Raw genomic sequence first — 22,469 nt, 5'->3', positions numbered from 1 at the left:
CGGCGAGGCCCTTGTAGTCGCTGGATCTCGGCCCAGCCGAGACCGCGTGGCTTAGAAGCGCATGCCCAGACCCACGCCCACCAGCAGCGGGTCGACCTTGAAGGTACCGGCCTTGTTGCCCTTGGAGTAGACGTCGGTGTCGATCTGAGCCTTCTTGATGTCCACGTTCAGGAACAGGTTCTTGGACAGCTCGATGTCGGCGCCCACCTGGAAGGACAGGCCGTAGCTGTTCTTCTTGATGCTGGGGGCCAGAGCCGTCTGCACGGCCGGCTCAAAGTTCACGCTGGAGAAGCGGGTGTAGTTCAGGCCCGCGCCCACATAGGGACGGAAGGTGGCGTTGGGCGCGAAGTGGTACTGCAGGCTCAGCGTGGGCGGCAGGTGCTTCAGGCTGCCGATCTTGGCGCCATTGGAGTACAGGGTGTGCTTCTGCGGATAGGTCAGGATCAGCTCGGCCGCGATATTCGGCGTGAAGAAGTAGCTGATGTCCACTTCCGGCAGGGTCTTGTTATTGACCGACAGACCCAGGCCGGTGGAGTCCTTGTTGGCGGAATCCAGATGGACGGCGCGAGCGCGCACCATCCAGGGGCCTTCTGCCTGTGCCTGGGCGGCGAAGGGAACGGTAGCCAGGGCAGCAGCGGCCAGAGCCGAGGCGAGGATCTTCTTGCTCATTGAGAACACTCCATTGATGCGGGGACATCCCGAATGAGCTCATTGGAAGATCGCGCCAGGGGTTAACCCTTGATCTGACGCAAGGTCGCCGTGGCCCTGCCTACGAGCCATCGGCGGCTTTGACCTGGAACAAATCAGGCGTGCAGACCGATGCGTCGGCACAACTCCAGCGTGAGTGCGGACTGGTTCAGGGTGTAGAAGTGGATGGCCGGCACGCCACCGGCGACCAGTCGCTCGCAGAGCTGGGCGATCACGTCCAGACCGAAGGCGCGGATGGAGGCGGTGTCGTCCATATAGCCTTCCATCTTGAGCGCCACCCAGCGCGGGATCTCGATGCCGTCGCGCTGCGCGAACTGGGCGATGCGCGCGTAGTTGTGGAAGGGCATGATGCCCGGGATGATGGGCTGGTCCACACCCAGCTTGCGCGCCGAGTCCACGAAGTGGAAGTAGGCGTCCGGGTTGAAGAAGAACTGGGTGATGGCGGCGGTGGCACCGGCGCGCATCTTGTCGGCGAAGTGCTGCAGGTCCTTGGCGGCGTAGCGCTGCTGCGGGTGGTACTCGGGATAGGCCGCCACCTCGATCTTCCAGTCCGGCCCCTGGGTCTCGCGGATGAAGCGCACCAGCTCGGCCGCGTAGCGGAACTCGCCGGCCGTGGCCGTGCCGCTGGGCAGGTCACCGCGCAGGGCCACGATGCGGCGGATGTTCTGGGCGCGGTAGGTGGCCAGGATCTCGGCGATGTTCTCGCGCGTGGCGCCCACGCAGGAGAGGTGAGGCGCGGCCTCGAAGCCGCTGGCGGCGATGTCCGTCACCGTGGCCAGGGTCTTCTCGCGGGTGGAGCCACCGGCGCCATAGGTCACGCTGAAGTACTGCGGGGCCAGGGCGCCCAGCTCCTGCACCACGGTCTTGAGCTTCTCGGCGCCGACGGGGGTGTTGGGAGGGAAGAACTCGAAACTGACGGGCGTCTTGGTCGTCATGGCAGCTGGGCCCAGAGGAAGAATTCGGTATTGCCATCGCCACCGGCGATGGGGCTTTCAAAGTAGTCGCGCCAGCGCAGGCCGGCGGCTTCGGCGGCGGCGCGCGCACGCTCGGCCAGCAGGGGGTGCTGGAGTTCGGGGTCTTTCACCAGACCGCCCTTGCCGATGGCCTGGGGGCCCAGCTCGAACTGCGGCTTGATCAGCAGCAGCAGCTGGCCCTGCGGCGCCAGCCAGGCGGCCAGGCGCGGCAGCTCGCCCAGCATGGAGATGAAGCTCAGATCGCCCACGATGAGCGCGAAGCGCTGGCCGGGCTCGAATTGGCGCACATGCATGCCCTCGATGGCTTGCACGCGCGGGTCGGCCGCCAGGCTGGGATGCAGCTGGCCGTGGCCCACATCGATGCCGGTGATGGCGGCCGCGCCCTGCTTGAGCAGGCAGTCGCTGAAGCCGCCGGTGCTCTGGCCGATGTCCAGCACCGTGAGGCCCGCGACGTCCAGCGCGCAGCGCTGCAGCGCGCCTTCGAGCTTGAGGCCGCCGCGCGAGACATAGCGCAGCTCCGCATCATCGGTGATGCGCAGCTGGGCCGTCTCGGGCAGGTCCTCGCCGGCTTTGCGCAGCACCGACCAGCCCTTGGGCGCCGCCCATTCCACGGCCCCCCGCTCAATCAGACGCTGGGCGGCGGATCGGGTGGGGACGAGTTTCTGGGCAAGCAGGAGCTGGTCAGCGCGCATGGGGCAGGGGGGATTCGCGGCGTCGCGAGCGGAGCTCAGGCTAGGCGGACGGCGCGCAGGAACCGCAAGGTACTTGAAGGTACCTGAGGATTCCGAGCACCGCCCAACAACGCCTGAGCTTCGCGCAGTAGCCGTCCTATCAGTAACGGTAGCTGTCGGGCTTGAAGGGGCCTTGCTTCGGCACACCGATGTACGCGGCCTGCTCATCCGTCAGCTCGCTGAGCTGGGCGTTGAGCGTGGTCAGCTGCAGGCGGGCGACCTTCTCGTCCAGGTGCTTGGGCAGCACATAGACCTTGCCGATGTCGTAGGCGTCCTTGTGGGCGAACAGCTCGATCTGGGCGATGGTCTGGTTGGCGAAGCTGGAGCTCATCACATAGCTGGGGTGGCCGGTGCCGCAGCCCAGGTTCACCAAGCGGCCCTTGGCCAGCAGGATGATGCGCTTGCCGTCCGGGAAGATCACATGGTCGACCTGCGGCTTGATCTCTTCCCACTCGTACTGCTCGAGCGAGGCGACATCGATCTCGTTGTCGAAGTGACCGATATTGCAGACGATGGCGTTGTTCTTCATCGCGGCCATGTGCTCGTGACGGATCACGCTCTTGTTGCCGGTGGTGGTGACGAAGATATCGGCCTTGTCGGCGGCGTATTCCATGGTCACGACGCGGTAGCCTTCCATGGCGGCCTGCAAGGCGCAGATCGGGTCGATCTCGGTCACCCAGACCTGGGCCGACAAAGCGCGCAGGGCCTGGGCCGAGCCCTTGCCCACATCGCCATAGCCCGCCACCACGGCGATCTTGCCGGCGATCATCACATCGGTGGCACGCTTGATGCCGTCCACCAGGGATTCACGGCAGCCGTAGAGGTTGTCGAACTTGCTCTTGGTGACGCTGTCGTTCACGTTGATGGCGCGGAACAGCAGGGTGCCCTTGGCGGACATTTCCTTGAGGCGGTGCACGCCCGTGGTGGTCTCTTCCGTCACGCCGATGATCTCGGCGCTCTTGCGGGTGTACCAGGTGGGGTCCTGCGCGATCTTGGCCTTGATGGCGGCGAACAGGATGCGCTCTTCCTCGCTGCCGGGCTTGTCCAGCACCGACAGATCCTTCTCGGCCTTCTGGCCCAGATGCATCAGCAGCGTGGCATCGCCGCCGTCATCCAGGATCATGTTGGGGCCTTCGCCCGGCTCGCCCTTGCCGGCGAACTCAAAAATGCGGTGCGTGTAGTCCCAGTAGTCCTCCAGGGTCTCGCCCTTGTAGGCGAAGACCGGGGTGCCTTCGGCAACCAGGGCGGCGGCGGCGTGGTCTTGCGTGGAGAAGATATTGCACGAAGCCCAGCGCACTTCGGCGCCCAGGGCTTGCAGGGTCTCGACCAGCACGCCGGTCTGAATGGTCATATGCAGGGAGCCGGTGATGCGCGCGCCCTTGAGCGGCTGGCTGGCGGCGTATTCCTTGCGGATGGCCATCAGCGCGGGCATCTCGCTCTCGGCGATCTTGAGTTCCTTGCGGCCCCAGGCGGCCAGGGAGATGTCGGCGATCTTGAAATCGTCGGCGGTCAGCGTCTTCTTCAGCACAGCAGCATTCATTGCAAAGCTCCTTCGGTATGAAGCCGCAACGCAAGACTGTGGGAAACGCGCTCGGAGTCGCGAATCGGAAAACGGTCACCCACGTCAAACTTTGCGGGTGAGCGCGGTTGCAGTGGGCCCGATCGTGTCGGGGCTTCCGAGCCTGGCCTCATGGAGCTGAGGTTGCAACGCTCCTCGGAATGAGCCCGGATTCTAGCCGCATGCCGCCCGCTGCGGTGTCAAACCCTGTGAAGGAAGCGACATTCGCAGAGACAATCCGCCGCCATGCAGCCTCTTTCTTCCTGTCCGCCGGCCGACCTGCGCGCGCTGAGCGGGGTTCTGACCGATATCGACGACACCCTCACCGCCGATGGCGCCATCGCGCCCGAGGCCCTGGCCGCCCTGCAGCGCCTGCACGCGGCCGGCCTGCCCGTGATCGCCATCACCGGCCGCCCGGCCGGCTGGAGCGAAGCCTTCGCCCTGGCCTGGCCGGTGCAGGCCATCGTGGCCGAGAACGGCTCGGTGATGCTGCGCCGCGCGGCCGACGGCAGCCTGGCGCGCGACTTCAGCCAGGACGAGCCCACCCGCCGCGCCAACTTCGCCCGCCTGCAGGCCTGCGCGGCCGATGTGCTGGCGCGCGTGCCCGGCGCCACGCTGGCCACCGACAGCCCCGGCCGCCTGACCGATATCGCGGTGGACCACAGCGAGTTCGCCCATCTAGACGAGGCGCAGATCCAGGCCGTGTGCGCCGTGATGCGCCAGCATGGGCTCACCGCCACCGTGAGCTCCATCCACATCAATGGCTGGATCGGCAAGCACAGCAAGTGGAGTGCGGCGCAATGGGCCGTGCCCACCCTGCTGGGCCGCGAGTTCGCGCCTCAGGACTGGGCCTATGTGGGCGACTCCACCAATGACCAGCTGATGTTCGAACGCGTGCCCCTCTCGGTGGGCGTGGCCAATATCGAGCGCTTCGTGCCCCAGCTCCACACCCTGCCGCGCTATGTGACCCGCGGCGAGCGCGGCCAGGGCTTTGCCGAGCTGGCGGACGCCTTGTTGGCGGCGCGAGCTGCGGGCTAAAGCTCCAGAAACTCGCTCATGCCCGCCAGCGCCTCATCCAGCGCCAGGCGGAAGGCGGCGCCGGCCGGACGGCGCCCGCTGACAAAGCCCAGCTCATGCCGCAGCCGGCCCTGCTCCACGCGCAGATTGGCCCAGCCGATCATGGCCTCGCCCCAGAGCAGGGGCAGGGCGTAGTGGCCCATGCTGCGCTGGGCGGCCGGCGTGTAGGCCTCGAACTTGTAGGTCCAGCCCCAGAAGCGCTCGAAGCGGCGCCGGTCCCAGACCAGGGGGTCGAAGGGGGCCAGAAAGCGCAGACCCGGCGGCGCCTGGTGGCGGCGGCTCAGCGGCTTTTCGTCGGCCGGCCAGAACCAGGTTTCGCCCTCGAGGCTGGCATGGGCGTAGCGCTGCTTGGCGGTCTTGAAGGCCGCACGCGTCTCGGCACGCAGATGCGGCGCGCCATAGCCCAGCAGGCTGGTGAGGTAGCCGAAGCTGGCGGCGGGTAGCGGCGCGTAGAGCGCCAGCACCTGGTCCAGCAGGGCCTCGGCCCGGACGCGGCGGGCGGCGGGGCTGTCATCGACCTCGGGGTGTTGAATTGCCTCGTAGACCCGGGTTCCCTTGTCGCGCCGCTTGACGCGCAACAGGCCGCGGTAGTGCAGGCCATCCAGCAGCTGGGTGGAGACATTGAGCGTGCCGCCCCAGTAGCCGGGCATGCGGCCATGGTGGGCGAAGGCCTCCAGCAGCTGCTTGGGGTGGGTGGGGCCACGCTCGCGCACCACGGCCAGCAGCTGCTGGGCCTGGGCCGTGGTCTTGGCGTCCCATGGCTTGCGCGGCTGGCGTGGGTGCAGCAGGGCCAGGCTGGCGCGCGGCACAAAGCCGTAGTTCACCAGGCAGTCTTCCTCCACGGCCAGGCGGGGGTAGCGCCGCTCCAGCTCGCCGGCCCGGTAGCCCTTGACCCGGTGCATCAGGATCAGATCCTGGGCCCGCGCCGGCGCGCGCATGGGGTCGGCCTGTACAAAGCCCAGTCGCGCAATGGCCCGGGGCAGGCTGGTGGGCTTGAACAGCGTGCGGGCAATCGCGTAACGACGCAGCGCCTCAAGACTCGGAAGCACGGAACTGGGCAAGGCGTGGGCTCCTGCGCAAAGCCCTCAGCATAGGGCGGGCCTGCTGACGCTGGCTGTCAGTGGGAATGCGCCGGCCTCAACGGGGCAGCTGGGGGCGCTGCTCCTCGGTGTCCATCTGCATCTCGTAGCTGAAGAAGCGATTGCGCCCCTGCGCCTTGGCCGTGTAGAGCGCATCATCGGCCCGCAGCAGCAGGCCCTCGGCCGTGGTGCTGGCATCCGGCACGCAAGTCGTGATGCCGCCCGACAAGGTGATGTGGGGCGCCACCGGTGAGTCCGGGTGCAGGATCTGGCGCTGGGCCACCAGGCGCATCAGGGCTCGGGCATAGGTCATGGCGCCGGAGCGCGGCGTGCGCGGCAGCAGCAGCGCAAACTCCTCTCCGCCATAGCGCGCCGCGCGATCAGCGGGGCGGCGGCAGGTATCGCGCAGCAGCTGGGCCACCTGGCGCAGGCAGGCATCCCCTTCGACATGTCCCTGGCGATCATTGAAGCGCTTGAAGTGATCCACATCGCAAAGCATCAGGGTCAGCGGCTGCTGCTCGCGACGCGCCAGCTCAAGCTCGCTGTGCAGGCTCTCATCCAGGGCGCGACGGTTCATCAGCCCGGTGAGCCCGTCCACGGTGGAAAGCTCGTGCAGCTGGGCATTGGCGCTGCGCAACTCGTCCGACAGCAGCACCAGGCGCTCGCGCATCTGCGCCAGGCGATGCATGGCGCGCAGCTTGGCATGCAGCACCATGCCGAGCACCGGCTTGATCAGATAGTCGTCACCGCCAGCCTCGATGGCCTGCCAGATATCGCGCTCCTGATCGCGCTGGGACAGAAAAATGATAGGGGTCCAGCCGCCCGGCTCGGCGGCCCGCATCTCGCGCGCGGCCCAGTAGCCGTCGTGGCCCGGCATCTCCACGTCCAGCAACACCAGATCGGGTCGGTGGCGCCGGAACAGCTCCAGCGCCCAGTCCGCGCTGTCGGCCTCCAGCACACGGTGACCGCAACGGTCAAGCTCGGCGCTCAGGGCGACACGCGAGGCATTCTGGTCGTCGACCACAAGAATGGTCAGAGGGGCGGCAGGACTGCCGGGATGAACTTCTGAAGACATGTTGTCGCATCGGCTGTTGGCCGGAATTCTTGAGCCAAGGTTCCCGCAAAAGCTTAGATCTTGTCCAAACCTCCCCAACTGCTGTGCCGCTGTTCCAGGGTATCCATCTGCATCTCGAAGCTGAAAAAACGGTTGCGCCCGCGCGATTTGGCGTTGTAGAGCGCGTCATCGGCCCGCTGCAGCAGGCCCTCTACCGTGGTGCCGGCATCGGGCACACAGGTCGTGATGCCCCCGGACAAAGTCACATGGGCGGCGGCAGCGGAGTTGGGATGGGGTCGGGCGCTGAGCGCAAAGGTACGCAGCACCGCTCGGGCAAAGGTCATGGCGCCGGAACGCGGCGTGCCGGGCAGGATGAGCGCGAACTCCTCGCCGCCGTAGCGCGCCGCGCAATCGCGGGGACGCCGGCAGGTCTGCCGCAGGAGCTGGGCCACATGCTGGAGGCAGGAATCCCCTTCCACATGGCCCAGGCTGTCGTTGTAGCCCTTGAAGTGATCGACATCGCAGAGCACCAGGGTCAGGGGCTGCAGATCACGCCGGGCGCTGGCGATCTCATGCTGCAAGCGGGCATCGAAGGCGCGCCGATTCATCAGGCCCGTCAGCGCATCCTCCTGACTCAGGCGGGAGAGCTGCTCATTGCTGGCGCGCAGCTCGTCCGAGAGTTCAAGCAGGCGCGACTGCATGCGCCGCAGCCTTTGCATGGCGCGCAGCTTGGCATGCAAGACCGTGGTCGAGACAGGTCGGACCAGATAGTCATCACCGCCGGATTCGATGCCCTGCCAAAGATCCTGATCCTGATCGCGGCTGGACAGGAAGATGATGGGCGTCCAGTCGCCGGCTTCGGCCGCACGCATCTGGCGCGCCGCCCAGTAACCGTCCTCGCCCGGCATCTCCACATCCAGCAGCACCAGATCGGGCTTGTGCCGCCCGAACTGCAGCAAGCCGTCCGGCCCCGAATCGGACTCGAGCACGGTATGCCCCGCGGCGCGCAGCTGCGCGGCCAGAAGCTGCCGCGTGCTTCGCTGGTCATCGACCACCAGCACGCGCAAGGGAGGCAGGGGGGTTGGCAACATGGGCAGCGGACTCCAGCCACCGGGCCCCGGGGCCCGGCAATCAGCGCAGCATAGCGGCTACCCCCCGGTTTTTGCGAGCCCCATGCCCCTGGGGGCTCAAGTTCAGCCCGTTTGTGCCGATACTCCAGCTCAGTGGCCGCTTGTGCGGCCGGCCGAGGGCCGGGCTCCGCCCGGAAGACGCATGAACGACACGACCCATCTTGAGGCCAAGGTGCTGGTGCTTGACCAGGACTCGGAGCAGTGCCGCCAGCTCTCGGAGTTCTGTGCCGAGGCGGGCCTGCTGCCCCTGCTGCGCACGGCCCACGACGCGCTGACCAGCCTGTCCCAGCACAAGGATCTGGCTGGCGTGCTGCTGGCCGAGGACATGCCTTGCGACAGCGGTGATGCGCTGATCCTGGCCCAAGCCATCCACCGGCAACGCCCCGAACTCCCCATCATCCTGCGGCGCACCAGCCAACGCCCCTTCAGCCCCAACGAGCAATCCGCCGTGGCGTACACCTGGAGCACCGGCGATATGGAGCAGCTGCGCACCCATATTGGGCGCTGCATCTTCAGCCTGCGTTACCCCATCGCCCTGGTGGACGGCATTGTGGAGCTCACACTCAACGCGCTGCGCTCCATGTTCCCCAATGCCGGCGTCAGCAACGAGTCGCCCTATGTGGTGCACGACCGCATCATCCACGGCGAGGTCTCGACCCTGATCCCGATCGAGAGCACCTGGTGCCGGGGCTACATGATGCTGCAGACCGAGGAGAGCGCCCTGCGCCAGGGCCTGATCCAGGGCTTCGGCTATGCAGGGGTGGGCGGCGACCTGAACTTTCGCGAGCTCAACAATATGCTGGGCGAGACCACCAACCTGATCTGGGGCGCCTTCAAGAATCGCTACATCCCGCCCGAGGCTTTTGCCACGCAGCAGACCCAGGTGCCCATCGTCATCAACCATGCGCACAAGTACATCTCCTTCGGCTCGCCCGATCCGCAGCTGTGCATACGCTACCAGCTCAGCGACGCGGCGCGCCCCGGCATGTCGGCCCTGACCATCGTGCAGCGCTTCATCTTCAATCTGCACTGGTCGCCCGAAGATTTCGCCCAGTTCTCGAGCAAGTCCGGCAGTTCGGGAAGCAGCACGGGCGAACTGGAATTCTTCTGATATCTCGATGAACGTCGCGGGCTGGCATGGAACCCGCTCTGGAGCTTTGAATATGGCAAATGTCCTGGTCGTCGACGACTCCAACACCATGCGCGAGATCGTTGCCACCTTTCTGAAGCAGAACGGCTTCGAAGTGGCCGTGGCCACCGACGGTCGTGACGGCCTGGATCAGCTGCGGCGCGATCCCGGCATCCGGCTGGTGGTCAGCGACATCAATATGCCCAATATGGACGGCCTGACCATGGCCGAGAAAATCCGCACCGAGCTGGGCAACAAGGAGGTGCGCATCGTGATGCTCACCACCGAGGACAACGCGGTGATGCGCAGCCGCGGCCGCGAGATCGGCGTCACCGGCTGGATCGTCAAGCCCTTCAACGGCAATGCGGTGCTGGGGCCGTTCAAGAAGCTGTGCGGAATGACGTGAGCGGGTAGCACCCGGCCATGAAAAAGCCGCCCGAGGGCGGCTTTGGTTTTTGCTGGGGGCTGCCTTGTGGTCTCCACTCACATCCGCTGCGCGGATATGAGCGACGCCCCAAAGCGGCTGATCCGCCTGCGGCGGCCGCTGGACTTACAGGCCAGCCGCTGCCCGCAGCGCAGCCGCTTTGTCCGTGCGCTCCCAGGTGAACTCCGGTTCTTCGCGGCCGAAGTGGCCGTAGGCCGCCGTCTTGCTGTAGATCGGGCGCAGCAGGTCCAGCATCTGGATGATGCCCTTGGGACGCAGGTCGAAGTGCTCGTTCACCAGGGCGGCGATCTTCTCGTCGGAGATCAGGCCGGTGCCCTCGGTGTAGACGGTCACATTCATGGGGCGGGCCACGCCGATGGCGTAGGCCACCTGGATCTGGCACTGCTTGGCCAGGCCAGCGGCCACGATGTTCTTGGCCACATAGCGGGCGGCGTAGGCGGCCGAGCGGTCCACCTTGGTCGGGTCCTTGCCCGAGAAGGCGCCACCGCCGTGCGGGCAGGCGCCGCCGTAGGTGTCCACGATGATCTTGCGGCCGGTCAGGCCGCAGTCACCCTGCGGGCCACCGATGACGAAGCGGCCGGTCGGGTTGACCAGGTACTTGGTGTCCTGCAGCCATTCCTTGGGCAGCACCGGCTTGATGATCTCCTCGATGACGGCCTCGTAGAACTCGGGCTTCATCTTGTCGCCCAGGCTCATCTCGGGGGCGTGCTGGGTGGAGAGCACCACGGTGTCGATGCTGTGGGGCTTGCCGTCCACATAGCGCATGGTGACCTGGCTCTTGGCATCCGGGCGCAGGAAGGGCAGGCGGCCGTCCTTGCGCAGCTGGGCCTGACGCTCCACCAGACGGTGGGCGTAATAGATGGGCGCGGGCATCAGCTCGGGCGTCTCGTCGCAGGCATAGCCGAACATCAGGCCCTGGTCACCGGCGCCGGTGTTCAGGTGGTCGTCCGAGGCATGGTCCACGCCCTGGGCGATGTCATTGCTCTGCTTGTCGTAGGCGACCAGCACGGCGCAACCCTTGTAGTCGATGCCGTACTCGGTGTTGTCGTAGCCGATGCGCTTGATGGTGTCGCGCGCGACCTGAATGTAGTCCACATGCGCATTGGTCGTGATCTCGCCGGCCAGCACCACCAGACCGGTGTTGCACAGGGTTTCGGCGGCCACGCGCGAGCGCGGGTCCTGCTGGAAGATGGCGTCGAGGATGGCGTCCGAAATCTGGTCGGCCACCTTGTCGGGATGTCCTTCGGAAACGGATTCCGAAGTAAAGAGAAAATCGCTGCTCGCCACTTTTACACTCCTAGTTGTCGGTCCATCGGCGTTGCCGGCTGGGTCAGGAGACGCGGCGAACGCTTTAGCGGCATTTGTTGAGCTTGGCAGCCCGGCGGGCTCTCGATGAACGATAAGCAGCCGCGTCGCCCCGCAAGTTGTCCAAATTAACTCGGCGACCGCCCGATTATAGAAAAAATGTTGTTGGTCTTCCGCTTGATGGCGCGCTGCCCATTGTGGCTTTTGCACGCCCTGGGCAGCCTCGCCGGCTGGTTGAGCTACGCCCTCTCACCCAGCTATCGCCAGCGCTTCCAGGCCCAGGTCCGCCAGGCGGGGCTGCCTGCGGCGCAAGCACGCCCGGCCATTGCCCAGGCAGGACGCATGGTCACCGAGCTGCCCTGGCTCTGGCAGCGCCACCAAGCCCTCGGCGAGCTGGTGCGCTGGCAGGGCGCCGAGCTCATCGAGAGCCGCCTGGCCGAAGGGCGGGGCATGGTCTTGCTGACCCCGCATCTGGGCTGCTTCGAGGTCACGGCCCGGGCCTTTGCGGAACGCTTCGGGCGGCGCATGCCCATCACCGTGCTGTTCCGCCCGGCTCGCAAGGCCTGGATGCGCGCGCTGATGGAGGGCGCTCGCGAACGCGAACACCTGGCCACCGCCCCGGCCAATCTGGCGGGCGTGCGCCAGATGCTGCGCGCGCTGCGCCAGGGCCAGGCCATTGGACTGCTGCCCGATCAAGTCCCGCCGGAGGGCCTGGGCGTCTGGGCCCCCTTCTTCGGCCGTCCGGCCTACACCATGACTCTGGCCGCCAAGCTCGCCGTGCAAAGCGGGGCACCCCTGATGCTGCTCTGGGGGGAAAGACTCGCGCAGGGTCGCGGCTATGTGATTCATGTGCAGGCCGGCCCGACCATCCCCTCCGAGGCTTCGCCCGAGCAGGCGGCAACCCTGATCAATCGGGCCATGGAGGGTCTGATCCGCCAGGCGCCACAGCAGTACCTCTGGGGCTATCACCGCTACAAGCAACCGCGCGGTCTCGAGACCGGGGGAGCTGCTTGATGGCCGCCCGACTCGCCAGCCACGCCTTCATCGGCCTGATCTGGCTGCTGCATTTCCTGCCCCTGTCCTGGCAGGCCTGCTTGGGCCGCGGCCTGGGCGCCCTGCTCTGGCGCCTGGCCGGATCTCGCCGCCGCGTGGCCCTGCGCAATCTGGAGCTCTGCTTTCCCGAGAAGCGTGCCGAGGAGCGCCAGGCCCTGGCGCGGGAACACTTTGCCTGGCTGGGGCGCAGTCTGCTGGAACGCGGCCTGCTCTGGTTTGCCTCGCCCGAGCGGCTGCGGCGCCTGGTGCGCATCAAGGGCGATGTGCATTACGCCGAGCGCAGCGAGGCGCCCGTGATGTGGCTGACACCTCATTTCGTGGGTCTGGAATGGGTCAGCCCGGCCCTGATGCTCAACCAGAGCAATCCCGGCGTGAGCATCTACCAGACCCAGAGCAATCCGGTTTTCGACGCCCGCATGCTGGCAGGCCGCTCACGCTTTGGCACCAATGCCCTGTTCGATCGCCAGGACGGCATACGCCCCGTGCTGCGCCTGATCCGCCAAGGCTATGCCTTCGTGAACCTGCCGGACATGGACTTCGGCGCCAAGGACTCGGCCTTCATCCCCTTCTTCGGCGTCCCCGCCTGCACCCTTCTGGCGCCGGGCCGCATGGCCTACAGCCTCAAGATGAAGATCCAGCCGGTGGTGATCACCATGCTGCCGGGCGGACAGGGCTACGAGGTCGAGCTCGAGGCCCCCTGGGAGGACTATCCCAGCGCCGACGCCGAGGCCGACGCCCTGCGTCTGAACCACTGGCTGGAGACGCGCATCCGGCAGCAGCCGGCCCAGTACCTGTGGGTGCACAAGCGCTTCAAGACGCGCCCCGACGGCCAAGCTTCTCTCTACTGAGTCCAGGCTCGCCACAGGGCGATAATTCAGCGATGAAAGTGCGATTCACCAAGATGCAGGGCGCGGGCAATGACTTCGTGGTCATCGACGCCACCGAGCAGCCCCTGAGCCTGGACGCCGCGCAGCTGCGCCGCCTGGGCGACCGCCGCTTTGGTGTGGGCTGCGATCAGATCCTGGTGATCGAGAAGAGCGCCACCCCGGGCGTGGACTTCCGCTACCGCATCTTCAACAACGACGGCGACGAGGTGGAGCACTGCGGCAATGGCGCGCGCTGCTTCGTGCGCTATGTGGCGGACAAGGGCCTCTCCGACAAGCGCAGCATCCGCGTGGAGACGGTCAATGCCCTGCTGGAGCTGCGCCTGCGCGAGGACGGCCGGGTCACGGTGGACATGGGCGCGCCGGTGTTCGAGCTGGCGCGCGTGCCCTTCGAGCCCGTGGGCCTGAGCGCGCGCCGCGAGGGCAGCTTGGCCGGCGGCTTCGAGCTCTGGGGCCTGCCCGGTCTGGACTGCGAGGTGGCGGTGCTGTCCATGGGCAATCCGCATGCGGTGCAGCGCGTGGCCGATGTGGACACGGCACCGGTGCTGAGCCTGGGCCCGCGCGTGGAGTCGCATGCGGCCTTCCCGCGCCGGGTCAACGCCGGCTTTATGCAGATTCTGGACCGCAGCCATGTGAAGCTGCGCGTGTTCGAGCGCGGCGCGGGCGAGACCCTGGCCTGTGGCACCGGGGCCTGCGCGGCCGTGGTGGCCGGCATCCGCCTGGGCTGGCTGGACGAGCGCGTGGATGTGCAGGCCCTGGGCGGCCTGCTGACGATTGAGTGGGCCGGCCTGAGCCAGGGCCTGCAGGCACCGGTGCTGATGACGGGCCCGGCCGAGCGAGTTTTTGATGGAGAGATCACGCTGTGAGCATTGAGGGCATTACCGAGCAGGACATCGCCGACTTCCTGGCCAACACGCCGGGCTTCTTCGAGCGCCATGCCGAGCTGCTGGCCAGCGTCCAGCTGAGCCACCCCCACGGCCAGCGCGCGGTCTCGCTGCAGGAGCGTCAGGCCGAGATGCTGCGCGACAAGATCAAGGGCCTGGAGCAGAAGATCATGGAGATGATCCGCAACGGCCAGGAGAATGTCTCCATCGCCGACCGCCTGCACCGCTGGACCCTGGCCCTGATGCGCACCCAGGACCCGGCCCAGGTGCCCGTGGTGCTGCTGGAGCGACTGCGCCACGAGTTCATGATTCCCTTGGCCGGCCTGCGGCTGTGGGGCGTGGATGCGGCCCATGCCCAGTCCGAGTTCGCCCAGCCGGTGAGCCAGGACGTGAAAAGCTTCGCCAAGAGCCTGAACCAGCCCTATTGCGGCGTGAACTCGGGTTTCGAGGCCGCGCGCTGGCTCTCCGACGAGCAGAGTCATGGCGCCACATCCCTGGCCCTGATCCCGCTGAGCCATGGCAAGCCGGCCCAGGCCTTTGGCCTGCTGGTACTGGGCTCGCCCGACCCGACCCGCTACACCGCGGAGATGGGCACGGAGTTTCTGGCTCGCATCGGCGAGCTGGCCAGCGCGGGCCTGGTGCGCCTGCTGCCACCGGACGCGCTCCGCGATGGCGGCGGCGCTGACTGATCCCCTGCAGCGCTATCTGGAGCATGCGCGTGTGCAGCGCCGCCTGGCCGCGCGCACGCTGAGCCTCTACCGGGACGCGCTGCAACGCCTGCAAGACCTGGCCGAGCAGGATGGCGTGGCGCTGCTGCAGCTGCAGCAGGCCCAGGCCCGGCGCTGGGTGGCCCGCCTGCATGGCCAGGGCCTCTCGCCGCGCAGCCTGGCGCTGGAGCTCTCGGCCTGGCGCGGCCTCTACCGCTGGCTGGGCGGCGAGCGCCTGGTGAGCCACAACCCCATCGACGGCCTGCGCGCACCCAAGGCCGCCAAGCCCCTGCCCAAGGCCTTAGGTGTGGACGCCGCCGTGCAACTGGCCGAACATGCCGATGCCCAGCAGGACCCGCGCCTGGAGGCCCGGGACGCCTGCATCGTGGAACTGCTCTATGGCTGCGGCCTGCGCGTGGGTGAGCTGGTGGGGCTGGACGCCCAGGCCTCGCGCGCGGCGCGGGGCTGGGTGGATGCGGCGGGCGGCGAGATCCAGGTGCTGGGCAAGGGCGAGAAGCGCCGCAGCCTACCCCTGGGCCGCGCCGCCGCCCTGGCCCTGCAGGTCTGGCTGACCCAGCGCCCGACCCTGGCCCGGCCCGAGGAGCCCGCGCTCTTCGTGGGCCGGCGCGGCGGCCGCCTGAGTGCCGACCAGATTCGCCAGATGCTCAAGGCCCGGGCCCTGGCCGCCGGCATGCCCAGCCATGTGCATCCGCATATGCTGCGCCACTCCTTCGCCTCCCATGTGCTGCAGTCCAGCGGCGACCTGCGTGCGGTGCAGGAACTGCTGGGCCACGCCCATATCACCACCACCCAGGTCTATACCAAGCTGGACTTCCAGCACCTGGCCAAGGTCTACGACGCCGCCCATCCGCGCGCCAAGAAGAAAAGCCCCGTCTGATGAACCCGATGCGACGCATGCCCTTCCCCCTCCTGCCGCTCTTGGCCCTGCTCTGCCTAGCCGCCCCAGCGCTGGCACAGAGCACGACCGACTCCGCCGCCCCCCTGCCCCGCCCGGGCTTTCTGCAGGCCCAGCCCGCCGCCATCGAGCTGAACTGGACCCCGCTGAAAATGCCCACCCAGGAGCGCATCGCCCTGCTGGGCGCCAACTACCTGGTGGCCATGAACGAGGACTGGGGCATAGGCCCCGGTTTCTACGGGGCGGCCAAGGGCAATTTCGGCGGCATCTTCACCGTGGGCTTCACCGCCCAGCGGCGCTGGCGCCTGGGGCCGGACCTGCATGCCGCGGCCAGCCTCTATGCCGGCGCGGGCGGCGGCCTGAGCTCGGACAAGGTGCGCTTTGGCGGCGGCCTGATGCTGCGCCCCGAGCTCTCGCTGCGGCGCGAGCTCGGCAACTGGTACGGCGGCCTGGCCCTGGCGCACACGGACTTCCCCAACGGGCGCGGCAATGTGCGCGACACCACCCTGGGCTTTGTGCTGGGCTACTCGGACGGCTTTGTGAGCTACGCGCCCACGGCCTCGGGCCGCCGGGTGGAGACCCTGCGCCGCAGCGGCATGGGTTTGGATGAGATCAGCCTGAGTGCCGGCGTCTACAGCCCACGCTCCGGTGCCAAGAACCGCAGTGGCGCGCCCGCCAAGCGCATGGGCAAGGCCGGCGCGGTGCTGCGCCAGTATGTGACCGAGGGCGCCTGGTGGGGCCTGGAAGCCGCGGGCGCCGCCCAGGGCGGCGCCGACGGCTATATGGAGGTGCTGGCCACCCTGGGCCAGGACTATGGCCTGGGCAGCAAGAATTTCCGCGCCGGCTGGCATGTGGCCACCGGCCTGGGCGGCGGCGGCGATATCGACACCGGCAATGGCTGGCTGGTCAAGGGCGGCCCCACCCTGCGCTGGAAAACGCCCTGGGGCCCCAGCCTGCATCTGGACGCGGGCGTGATGGGCTCCCTGACCGGCAGCTTCAAGTCCACCTATGCCCGCCTGTCCTTGGGCATGCCCCTGGACCAAGGCGCAGGCAGCTTTGGCCAGCCCAATGAGGCGCCGGGCGTGCTGCGCACCCAGACGGTGTATGCCAGCCTGCAGCATCTGAACAAGGTGAAGTTCAAGGACGGCCGCCAGGAAAGCGTGGGCCATCTGGCCATGGTCATGACCCGGGACCTGAGCGAGCATGTCTATGGCGTGGCCCAGGCCGGCAGCGCGGCCTTTGGCAGCGCCGGCGCCTACTCCTTCGGCCTCTTCGGCCTGGGCCTGCAGGCCAAGCCCTGGGCGCGCGGGCCGCGCGTGGGCGCGGAAGTGATGGTGGGCGCGGCCGGCGGCGGCGGCGTGGCCATCACCGGCGGCGCGGCGGCCCAGACCGAGGCCTGGGCGCAGTGGGAGTTCGGCCAGCAGGAGCGCATCCGCCTGCGCACCGGCGTGGGCCAGTGGCGCTCCCTGCGCGGCCAGACCCAGAGCACGCCCCTGATCAACGTCTCCCTGGGCTACGCCTTCGGCACGGTCTCGCGCTGAAGGCGCGGCGGCGCCGGGCCCTGAGACAATCGGGGCATGAAAGTCATACGTCTTCGCGCGGGCCGTGAGCGCTCGCTGCAGCGCCGCCATCCCTGGGTCTTCGAGAGCGCCATCGCCAAGGGCGGGGCCGATCCGGGGGAGACGGTGCGGGTGGAGTCCGCCGAGGGCGAGTTCCTGGCCTGGGCCGCCTTCAGCCCCGCCTCGCAGATCCGCGTGCGGGCCTGGAGCTTTGATGCCGCCGAGCGCATCGACGCCGCCTTCTTCGAGCGCCGCATCGCCCGCGCCCTGGCCATGCGCGAGCGCCTGCACGTGCCCTCCGACGCGGTGCGCCTGGTGCATGGCGAGTCCGACGGCCTGCCCGGCCTGATCGTGGATCGCTATGGCGACACCCTGGTGGCCCAGTTCGGCACGGCCGGTGTGGAGCGCTGGAAGACGGTGATCGTCGAGGCCCTGCTGCGCCAGACCGGGCTCAAGCGCTTCTACGAGCGCTCCGACGCCAGCGTGCGCGCCCTGGAAGGCCTGCCCGAGCAGACCGGCTGGCTGGCCGGCGAAGGCGCCACCGAGCTGACCATCCGCGAGCATGACTGGCGCCTGAGCCTGGACATCGCCACCGGCCACAAGACCGGCTACTACCTGGACCAGCGCGACAACCGTCGCCGCTTTGCCGAAGTGGTGCGCCAGCATGGCTGCAAACGGGTGCTGAACTGCTTCAGCTACACGGGCGGCTTCTCGGTCGCGGCCCTGGCCGGCGGGGCCGAGCGCGTGATCAGCGTGGACTCCTCGGGCCCGGCCCTGGCGCGCGCCAGCGCCCATGTGGCGCTCAACGGCTTCGAGGCCGCGCGCCACGAGGCCCTGGATGCCGATGTCAACAAGACCCTGCGCGCACTGATCGCGGCGGGCGAGCAGTTCGATGCCATCGTGCTGGACCCGCCCAAGCTGGCGCCCACCTCGGCGCACGCCGAGCGCGCCGCGCGCGCCTACAAGGACATCAACCGCCTGGGCCTGAAGCTGCTGGCGCCCGGCGGCCTGCTCTTCACTTTCTCGTGCTCGGGCGGGGTTGAGCCGGAGCTCTTCCACAAGATCGTGGCCGGTGCCGGCATGGACGCCCAGGTGGATGCCTACATCCTGGAGCGCGTGGCCGCCGCGCCCGACCATCCGCAAACCCTCTACTTCCCCGAGGGTGACTATCTCAAGGGCCTGCTGCTGCTCAAGCAGGGCTGAGCTTGGGAGAGCCCGGCTCGCGCCCGGCTCAGCGGGCCGCCAGCGGGCTCAGGTCCAGGCTGGGGTCGAACTTGCTGCGCAGCACGCTGAAGAAGGCCTTGACGTTGCGCACGTTCGCGTCCTGCGTGAACAGGCGCAGCACCAGGGCCTGGTAGGCCGGCATGTCCGGCACCTGCAGCAGCAGCACGAAGTCCGGCCCGGGCGAGACGCGGTAGCACTGCTGCACCGCGCCCTCGGCCAGCACCTTCTGCTCGAAGGCCGCCAGATGCTCGGCGCCCTGGCGGTCCAGGGTGATCTCCACGATGGCGGTCAGCCCCGCGCCCAGCTTCTCGGGCGAGAGCAGGGCCACGCGCCGCTCGATCACGCCCGCCTCCACCAGACGCCGCACCCGCCGCAGGCAGGTGGCCGGCGAGACATGGGCGCGCGCCGCCAGCTCCTGGTTGCTGAGCGCGGCGTCCTGCTGCAGCAGCTCCAGCACCCGCAAATCGGTGGGATCAAGATCGATTGACGGTTTCATTTTTAAATGTATTTCTAAATATTATTTCATAAACCTCATACGGCGACAGAATATTTCATTGGCGGCAATATTTTGAAAGCAAAAGATTTTGCCCCCTGCCTAGGATGCGAGCCATTCCCGGGGCACTCCGCTGCTCCGGCCTCTGAAGCTCAAGGTATCGCAGGGAGCAGCAAACCATGTGTGGCATCGTCGGCGCGGTCAGTCAGCGCAATATCGTCCCCATCCTGATCGAAGGCCTCAAGCGCCTGGAGTACCGCGGCTACGACTCCTGCGGCGTGGCGGTGCACCAGTCGGGCGAGCTCAAGCGCGCCCGCAGCACCTCGCGCGTGGCCGAGCTGAACACCGCGGTGGATGAGGACGGCATTGCCGCCGGCACCGGCATCGCCCACACACGCTGGGCCACCCATGGCGCCCCGGCGGTGCACAACGCCCACCCGCACTTCTCCCACGGCCCCGGTGCCGAGGCCAACAGCGCCAGCGCCGGCCGCATTGCCCTGGTGCACAACGGCATCATCGAGAACCACGAGGAACTGCGCGCCGAGCTCAAGGCCAAGGGCTATGCCTTCACCAGCCAGACCGACACCGAGGTGATTGCCCATCTGGTGGAGCACCTCTACAGCGGCGACCTGCTGGACGCCGTGCAGGCCGCCCTGCCCCGCCTCAAGGGCGCCTATGCCATCGCCGTGTTCTGCCGCGATGAACCGCACCGCGTGATCGCGGCCCGCGAGGGCTCGCCCCTGGTGCTGGGCGTGGGCGAGGGCGAGAACTTCGTGGCCTCCGATGCCATGGCCCTGGCCGGCGTGACCGACCAGATCGTCTATCTGGAAGAAGGCGATGTGGTGGACCTGCAGCTGGGTCGCTACTGGATCAGCCGCCTCCATGCCGAGAGCGGCCGCTTCGAGGCCCAGCAGCGCGAGGTCAAGACCGTGCACGCCCACAGCGGCGCCGCGGAGCTGGGCCCCTACCGCCACTACATGCAGAAGGAAATCTTCGAGCAGCCCACGGCCATCGCCAACACGCTGGAAGCCATCAGCAGCATCAGCCCCGAGCTGTTCGGCGACGGCGCGTATCGCATCTTCAAGGAGGTGGACTCGGTGCTGATCCTGGCCTGCGGCACCAGCTACTACGCCGGCTCCACCGCCAAGTACTGGCTGGAGAGCATTGCCAAGATCCCCACCAGCGTGGAGATCGCCAGCGAGTACCGCTACCGCGACAGCGTGCCCAATCCGCGCACCCTGGTCGTCACCATCAGCCAGAGCGGCGAGACCGCCGACACCCTGGCCGCCCTCAAGCACGCGCGCGCCCAGGGCATGGAGCACACGCTGACGGTCTGCAATGTGAGCACCAGCGCCATGGTGCGCGAGTGCAAGCTGGCCTACATCACCCGGGCCGGCGCCGAGATCGGCGTGGCCTCTACCAAGGCCTTCACCACCCAGCTGGTGGGTCTGTTCCTGCTGACCCTGGCCCTGGCCCAGACCCGTGGCCATCTCGGCGACGAGCAGGAGGCCGAGCACCTCAAGGCCCTGCGCCACCTGCCCGTGGCCGTGCAGGCCGTGCTGGCCCTGGAGCCCCAGGTCATCGCCTGGAGCGAGGAATTCGCCCGCAAGGAGAACGCCCTCTTCCTGGGCCGCGGCCTGCACTACCCGATCGCGCTGGAAGGCGCGCTCAAGCTCAAGGAGATCAGCTACATCCACGCCGAGGCCTACCCAGCCGGTGAGCTCAAGCACGGCCCCCTGGCCCTGGTGACGGCCGAGATGCCCGTGGTGACCGTGGCGCCCAATGACGCGCTGCTGGAGAAGCTCAAGAGCAATATGCAGGAAGTGCGCGCCCGCGGCGGCCAGCTCTTCGTGTTTGCCGATGCCGACACCGCCATCGAAAGCGAAGCCGGCCTGCATGTGATCCGCATGCCCGAGCACTACGGCGCGCTCAGCCCCATCCTGCACGTGATCCCCCTGCAGCTGCTGGCCTATCACACCGCCTGCGCCCGCGGCACGGACGTGGACAAGCCTCGCAACCTGGCCAAGAGCGTGACGGTGGAGTGAGGCAAGACCTGACCCCGTCTTCAGTCTCTTGCGATTGAAGTCCAGCACTCAAGAGGTGCAGCGCGTGCCGCCGTAACGGCCAGCCTGTTTGTTTGTTGACGCATCGCAGCGGAGGCCGCAATAGGCTGACAGCTGCAGTTCACCAACAGCCGCTTTGCGGCGGCATGGCGCCAGGCAGGGAATCCAAGGGGCTCCTGACGGCGCCGCCGCCCAGCTTGAGCACATGGGTGTAGATCATGGTGGTGGCCACGTCTGAGTGCCCCAGCAGCTCCTGCACGGTGCGGATGTCGCTGCCGCTTTGCAGCAGGTGGGTGGCGAAGCAGTGGCGCAGGGTGTGAGGCGTGGCGGGCTTGGCAATGCCCGCCGCCGCCAGGGCCCGCTTGAAGGTGCGCTGGAAGGTCTGGTCGTAGAGATGGTGGCGGCGGATGAGGCCGCTGCGCGGATCGGTGGAGAGATGGTCTTGCGGAAAGACCCAGAACCAGGTCCAGGCACTGCCGGCGCGCGGGTACTTGCGCTCCAGCGCATAGGGCATCTCCACGCCGGCCTGGCCGGCCTCGACATCGGCCGCCCAGACAAGGCGAGCCCGCCCCAGCTGCTCACGCAGCTCGGTGAGCAGGGCCTGCGGCAGCATCACCACCCGGTCCTTGCCGCCCTTGCCGGCCCGCACGATGAGTGCGCGCTGGGCAAAGTCCAGATCCTTGACCCGCAGTTGCAGGGCCTCGCTGATACGCAGCCCCGTGCCATAGAGCAGGCGCGCCAGCAGGCGGTGCTCACCCGGCGGTATCTGCGCCAGCAGCCGAGTGACCTCTTCGACCGACAGCACCACCGGCAGGCGCCGCGAGACCCGCGGCCGGCCGATCTCCTGCATCCAGGGCAGGTTGATGCCCAGCACCTTGCCGTAGAGAAAGAGCAGGGCCGACAGCGCCTGCTTGTGGGTGGACGGCGCCAGCCCGCGCTCGGCGGCCAGGTAGGACAGAAAGGCCTCCACCTCCGGCCCGCCCATCTCGGCCGGGTGGCGCAAGCCATGCCAGCGAATGAAGGCACGGCACCAGAAAACGTAGACATCTTCGGTGCGCCGGCTGTAGTGCAGATAGCGTATGCGCTCGCGCAGCTGGTCCAGCAGCCGAACGGCCTGCAGCGGCGGCAGCTTGAAGGCGGAGCCCGCGGCCGCGGGCGGACGCAGGGTGCCGCGCGCTGGAAAAGGGCCAGGAACTGATGGCAACATAGGGCCCTCCTGCACTCCGGCGAACACCAAGGCTGATGTAACAAGCTGCCGGACTTGCAGGCAAATTTAGTGCTGTATGAACATACAGTCAAACCCAGGGGGAACGTTTTGCATCAAGCACTTAGGGGCACGCCCGTGCCCGACGTTATGCAGCACTCGCCGACGTTCGGGCGCAGCGCCTGTCGCCCCATATCACGTTAAAACTCATGGGCTATCTCGCCGCGCTTCTCCAGTGGTTGTGGGCGCCACTCGTCGCCGCTGGTGTAAGCGTTGTTTACTTCCAGAGCTC

The 22,469-nt window shown here is 67.7% G+C and carries 21 protein-coding genes and 1 riboswitch; of the genes, 11 read left to right on the top strand and 10 right to left on the bottom strand.

The annotated features are described in order from the left end of the window. Positions 1–51 precede the first annotated feature (51 nt). The 4 genes from DFR39_RS11985 to ahcY form a co-directional block, all read right to left on the bottom strand. Positions 52–669, bottom strand: a complete 618-nt coding sequence (locus DFR39_RS11985) for an OmpW/AlkL family protein (RefSeq protein WP_133603814.1) — start codon at positions 667–669, stop codon at positions 52–54. A gap of 134 nt (positions 670–803) precedes the next feature. Next, on the bottom strand, positions 804–1,643 hold the full coding sequence (gene metF / locus DFR39_RS11980; protein WP_133603813.1) for a methylenetetrahydrofolate reductase [NAD(P)H]: 840 nt from the start codon (positions 1,641–1,643) through the stop codon (positions 804–806). After that, the gene (locus tag DFR39_RS11975) at positions 1,640–2,374 is read right to left on the bottom strand and encodes a TlyA family RNA methyltransferase (protein WP_133603812.1); all 735 of its coding nucleotides are present in this window, start codon (positions 2,372–2,374) and stop codon (positions 1,640–1,642) included. The genes metF and DFR39_RS11975 overlap by 4 nt, the downstream gene beginning before the upstream one ends. 139 nt (positions 2,375–2,513) lie before the next feature. Next, positions 2,514–3,953 (bottom strand): adenosylhomocysteinase, encoded by a 1,440-nt coding sequence (gene ahcY / locus DFR39_RS11970; RefSeq protein ID WP_133603811.1) that lies wholly within the window; start codon positions 3,951–3,953, stop codon positions 2,514–2,516. A 92-nt stretch (positions 3,954–4,045) separates the two neighbouring features. Continuing rightward, positions 4,046–4,135: riboswitch (S-adenosyl-L-homocysteine riboswitch) on the bottom strand. Between the two features lie 82 nt (positions 4,136–4,217). Between ahcY and DFR39_RS11965 the strand changes: the two genes are divergently transcribed. Further along, the gene (locus DFR39_RS11965) at positions 4,218–5,009 is read left to right on the top strand and encodes an HAD-IIB family hydrolase (protein ID WP_133603810.1); all 792 of its coding nucleotides are present in this window, start codon (positions 4,218–4,220) and stop codon (positions 5,007–5,009) included. Here DFR39_RS11965 and DFR39_RS11960 read toward each other — a convergent pair. The 3 genes from DFR39_RS11960 to DFR39_RS11950 form a co-directional block, all read right to left on the bottom strand. Beyond that, positions 5,006–6,109 carry a DNA glycosylase AlkZ-like family protein gene (locus DFR39_RS11960; RefSeq protein ID WP_133603809.1) on the bottom strand — a complete coding sequence of 368 codons (1,104 nt, stop codon included), beginning with the start codon at positions 6,107–6,109 and terminating at the stop codon, positions 5,006–5,008. The two genes, DFR39_RS11965 and DFR39_RS11960, sit on opposite strands and share 4 nt — an antisense overlap. 76 nt (positions 6,110–6,185) lie before the next feature. After that, entirely contained in the window at positions 6,186–7,202 is a 1,017-nt protein-coding gene (locus tag DFR39_RS11955) for a GGDEF domain-containing response regulator (protein WP_133603808.1), read from the bottom strand. Between the two features lie 53 nt (positions 7,203–7,255). Further along, a complete protein-coding gene (locus DFR39_RS11950) occupies positions 7,256–8,272 on the bottom strand; it encodes a GGDEF domain-containing response regulator (protein ID WP_133603807.1) in 1,017 nt (338 codons plus the stop codon). Between the two features lie 181 nt (positions 8,273–8,453). Here DFR39_RS11950 and DFR39_RS11945 point away from each other — a divergent pair, with 181 nt between their 5' ends. Together DFR39_RS11945 and DFR39_RS11940 are read left to right on the top strand one after the other, a co-directional pair. After that, positions 8,454–9,422 carry a chemotaxis protein CheX gene (locus DFR39_RS11945; protein ID WP_162849507.1) on the top strand — a complete coding sequence of 323 codons (969 nt, stop codon included), beginning with the start codon at positions 8,454–8,456 and terminating at the stop codon, positions 9,420–9,422. Positions 9,423–9,474: 52 nt separating this feature from the next. After that, positions 9,475–9,846 carry a response regulator gene (locus tag DFR39_RS11940; RefSeq protein ID WP_133603805.1) on the top strand — a complete coding sequence of 124 codons (372 nt, stop codon included), beginning with the start codon at positions 9,475–9,477 and terminating at the stop codon, positions 9,844–9,846. A 144-nt stretch (positions 9,847–9,990) separates the two neighbouring features. On the opposite strand, the gene metK is transcribed toward DFR39_RS11940, so the two are convergent. Further along, positions 9,991–11,172 carry a methionine adenosyltransferase gene (gene metK, locus DFR39_RS11935; RefSeq protein WP_133603804.1) on the bottom strand — a complete coding sequence of 394 codons (1,182 nt, stop codon included), beginning with the start codon at positions 11,170–11,172 and terminating at the stop codon, positions 9,991–9,993. 177 nt (positions 11,173–11,349) lie between these two features. On the opposite strand from metK, the gene DFR39_RS11930 reads away from it, so the two are divergent. The 7 genes from DFR39_RS11930 to DFR39_RS11900 are packed head-to-tail and all read left to right on the top strand — an operon-like array spanning position 11,350 to position 18,396. Then, entirely contained in the window at positions 11,350–12,204 is an 855-nt protein-coding gene (locus DFR39_RS11930) for a lysophospholipid acyltransferase family protein (protein ID WP_133603803.1), read from the top strand. Then, positions 12,204–13,091, top strand: a complete 888-nt coding sequence (locus DFR39_RS11925; RefSeq protein ID WP_133603802.1) for a lysophospholipid acyltransferase family protein — start codon at positions 12,204–12,206, stop codon at positions 13,089–13,091. The genes DFR39_RS11930 and DFR39_RS11925 overlap by 1 nt, the downstream gene beginning before the upstream one ends. Before the next feature lie 32 nt (positions 13,092–13,123). After that, the gene (gene dapF / locus DFR39_RS11920) at positions 13,124–13,993 is read left to right on the top strand and encodes a diaminopimelate epimerase (protein ID WP_133603801.1); all 870 of its coding nucleotides are present in this window, start codon (positions 13,124–13,126) and stop codon (positions 13,991–13,993) included. Continuing rightward, the gene (locus tag DFR39_RS11915) at positions 13,990–14,700 is read left to right on the top strand and encodes a DUF484 family protein (protein WP_133603800.1); all 711 of its coding nucleotides are present in this window, start codon (positions 13,990–13,992) and stop codon (positions 14,698–14,700) included. The genes dapF and DFR39_RS11915 overlap by 4 nt, the downstream gene beginning before the upstream one ends. Then, positions 14,681–15,616 carry a tyrosine recombinase XerC gene (locus tag DFR39_RS11910; RefSeq protein WP_133603799.1) on the top strand — a complete coding sequence of 312 codons (936 nt, stop codon included), beginning with the start codon at positions 14,681–14,683 and terminating at the stop codon, positions 15,614–15,616. Before DFR39_RS11915 ends, DFR39_RS11910 begins: the two co-directional genes overlap by 20 nt. Next, the gene (locus tag DFR39_RS11905) at positions 15,616–17,175 is read left to right on the top strand and encodes a hypothetical protein (RefSeq protein WP_211343857.1); all 1,560 of its coding nucleotides are present in this window, start codon (positions 15,616–15,618) and stop codon (positions 17,173–17,175) included. Before DFR39_RS11910 ends, DFR39_RS11905 begins: the two co-directional genes overlap by 1 nt. A gap of 36 nt (positions 17,176–17,211) precedes the next feature. Further along, positions 17,212–18,396 carry a class I SAM-dependent rRNA methyltransferase gene (locus tag DFR39_RS11900; RefSeq protein WP_133603797.1) on the top strand — a complete coding sequence of 395 codons (1,185 nt, stop codon included), beginning with the start codon at positions 17,212–17,214 and terminating at the stop codon, positions 18,394–18,396. Between the two features lie 28 nt (positions 18,397–18,424). Here DFR39_RS11900 and DFR39_RS11895 read toward each other — a convergent pair whose 3' ends face one another. After that, a complete protein-coding gene (locus DFR39_RS11895; protein WP_133603796.1) occupies positions 18,425–18,913 on the bottom strand; it encodes an Lrp/AsnC family transcriptional regulator in 489 nt (162 codons plus the stop codon). 176 nt (positions 18,914–19,089) lie between these two features. On the opposite strand from DFR39_RS11895, the gene glmS reads away from it, so the two are divergent. Beyond that, complete coding sequence (gene glmS / locus DFR39_RS11890; RefSeq protein WP_133603795.1) at positions 19,090–20,955, top strand: glutamine--fructose-6-phosphate transaminase (isomerizing); 1,866 nt, start codon at positions 19,090–19,092, stop codon at positions 20,953–20,955. A gap of 139 nt (positions 20,956–21,094) precedes the next feature. On the opposite strand, the gene DFR39_RS11885 is transcribed toward glmS, so the two are convergent. Then, positions 21,095–22,180, bottom strand: a complete 1,086-nt coding sequence (locus DFR39_RS11885) for an integron integrase (protein ID WP_133603794.1) — start codon at positions 22,178–22,180, stop codon at positions 21,095–21,097. Between the last annotated feature and the right edge of the window lie 289 nt (positions 22,181–22,469).

Source organism: Roseateles asaccharophilus (genome assembly GCF_004362405.1).
Lineage (GTDB): Bacteria > Pseudomonadota > Gammaproteobacteria > Burkholderiales > Burkholderiaceae_C > Kinneretia > Kinneretia asaccharophila.
The sequence above is the reverse complement of the archived record's forward strand: the minus strand, read 5'-3'. Positions and strand labels throughout refer to the sequence as shown.

Coding starts and splice junctions, on each gene's coding strand:
- DFR39_RS11940 (WP_133603805.1), top strand. CDS start 9,475: ATGGCAAATGTCCTGGTCGTCGACGACTCCAACACCATGCGCGAGATC.
- DFR39_RS11945 (WP_162849507.1), top strand. CDS start 8,454: ATGAACGACACGACCCATCTTGAGGCCAAGGTGCTGGTGCTTGACCAG.
- metF (WP_133603813.1), bottom strand. CDS start 1,643: ATGACGACCAAGACGCCCGTCAGTTTCGAGTTCTTCCCTCCCAACACC.
- ahcY (WP_133603811.1), bottom strand. CDS start 3,953: ATGAATGCTGCTGTGCTGAAGAAGACGCTGACCGCCGACGATTTCAAG.
- DFR39_RS11895 (WP_133603796.1), bottom strand. CDS start 18,913: ATGAAACCGTCAATCGATCTTGATCCCACCGATTTGCGGGTGCTGGAG.
- DFR39_RS11930 (WP_133603803.1), top strand. CDS start 11,350: ATGTTGTTGGTCTTCCGCTTGATGGCGCGCTGCCCATTGTGGCTTTTG.
- dapF (WP_133603801.1), top strand. CDS start 13,124: ATGAAAGTGCGATTCACCAAGATGCAGGGCGCGGGCAATGACTTCGTG.
- DFR39_RS11885 (WP_133603794.1), bottom strand. CDS start 22,180: ATGTTGCCATCAGTTCCTGGCCCTTTTCCAGCGCGCGGCACCCTGCGT.
- DFR39_RS11950 (WP_133603807.1), bottom strand. CDS start 8,272: ATGTTGCCAACCCCCCTGCCTCCCTTGCGCGTGCTGGTGGTCGATGAC.
- DFR39_RS11910 (WP_133603799.1), top strand. CDS start 14,681: ATGGCGGCGGCGCTGACTGATCCCCTGCAGCGCTATCTGGAGCATGCG.
- DFR39_RS11975 (WP_133603812.1), bottom strand. CDS start 2,374: ATGCGCGCTGACCAGCTCCTGCTTGCCCAGAAACTCGTCCCCACCCGA.
- DFR39_RS11900 (WP_133603797.1), top strand. CDS start 17,212: ATGAAAGTCATACGTCTTCGCGCGGGCCGTGAGCGCTCGCTGCAGCGC.
- DFR39_RS11985 (WP_133603814.1), bottom strand. CDS start 669: ATGAGCAAGAAGATCCTCGCCTCGGCTCTGGCCGCTGCTGCCCTGGCT.
- DFR39_RS11965 (WP_133603810.1), top strand. CDS start 4,218: ATGCAGCCTCTTTCTTCCTGTCCGCCGGCCGACCTGCGCGCGCTGAGC.
- DFR39_RS11905 (WP_211343857.1), top strand. CDS start 15,616: ATGAACCCGATGCGACGCATGCCCTTCCCCCTCCTGCCGCTCTTGGCC.
- DFR39_RS11955 (WP_133603808.1), bottom strand. CDS start 7,202: ATGTCTTCAGAAGTTCATCCCGGCAGTCCTGCCGCCCCTCTGACCATT.
- glmS (WP_133603795.1), top strand. CDS start 19,090: ATGTGTGGCATCGTCGGCGCGGTCAGTCAGCGCAATATCGTCCCCATC.
- DFR39_RS11925 (WP_133603802.1), top strand. CDS start 12,204: ATGGCCGCCCGACTCGCCAGCCACGCCTTCATCGGCCTGATCTGGCTG.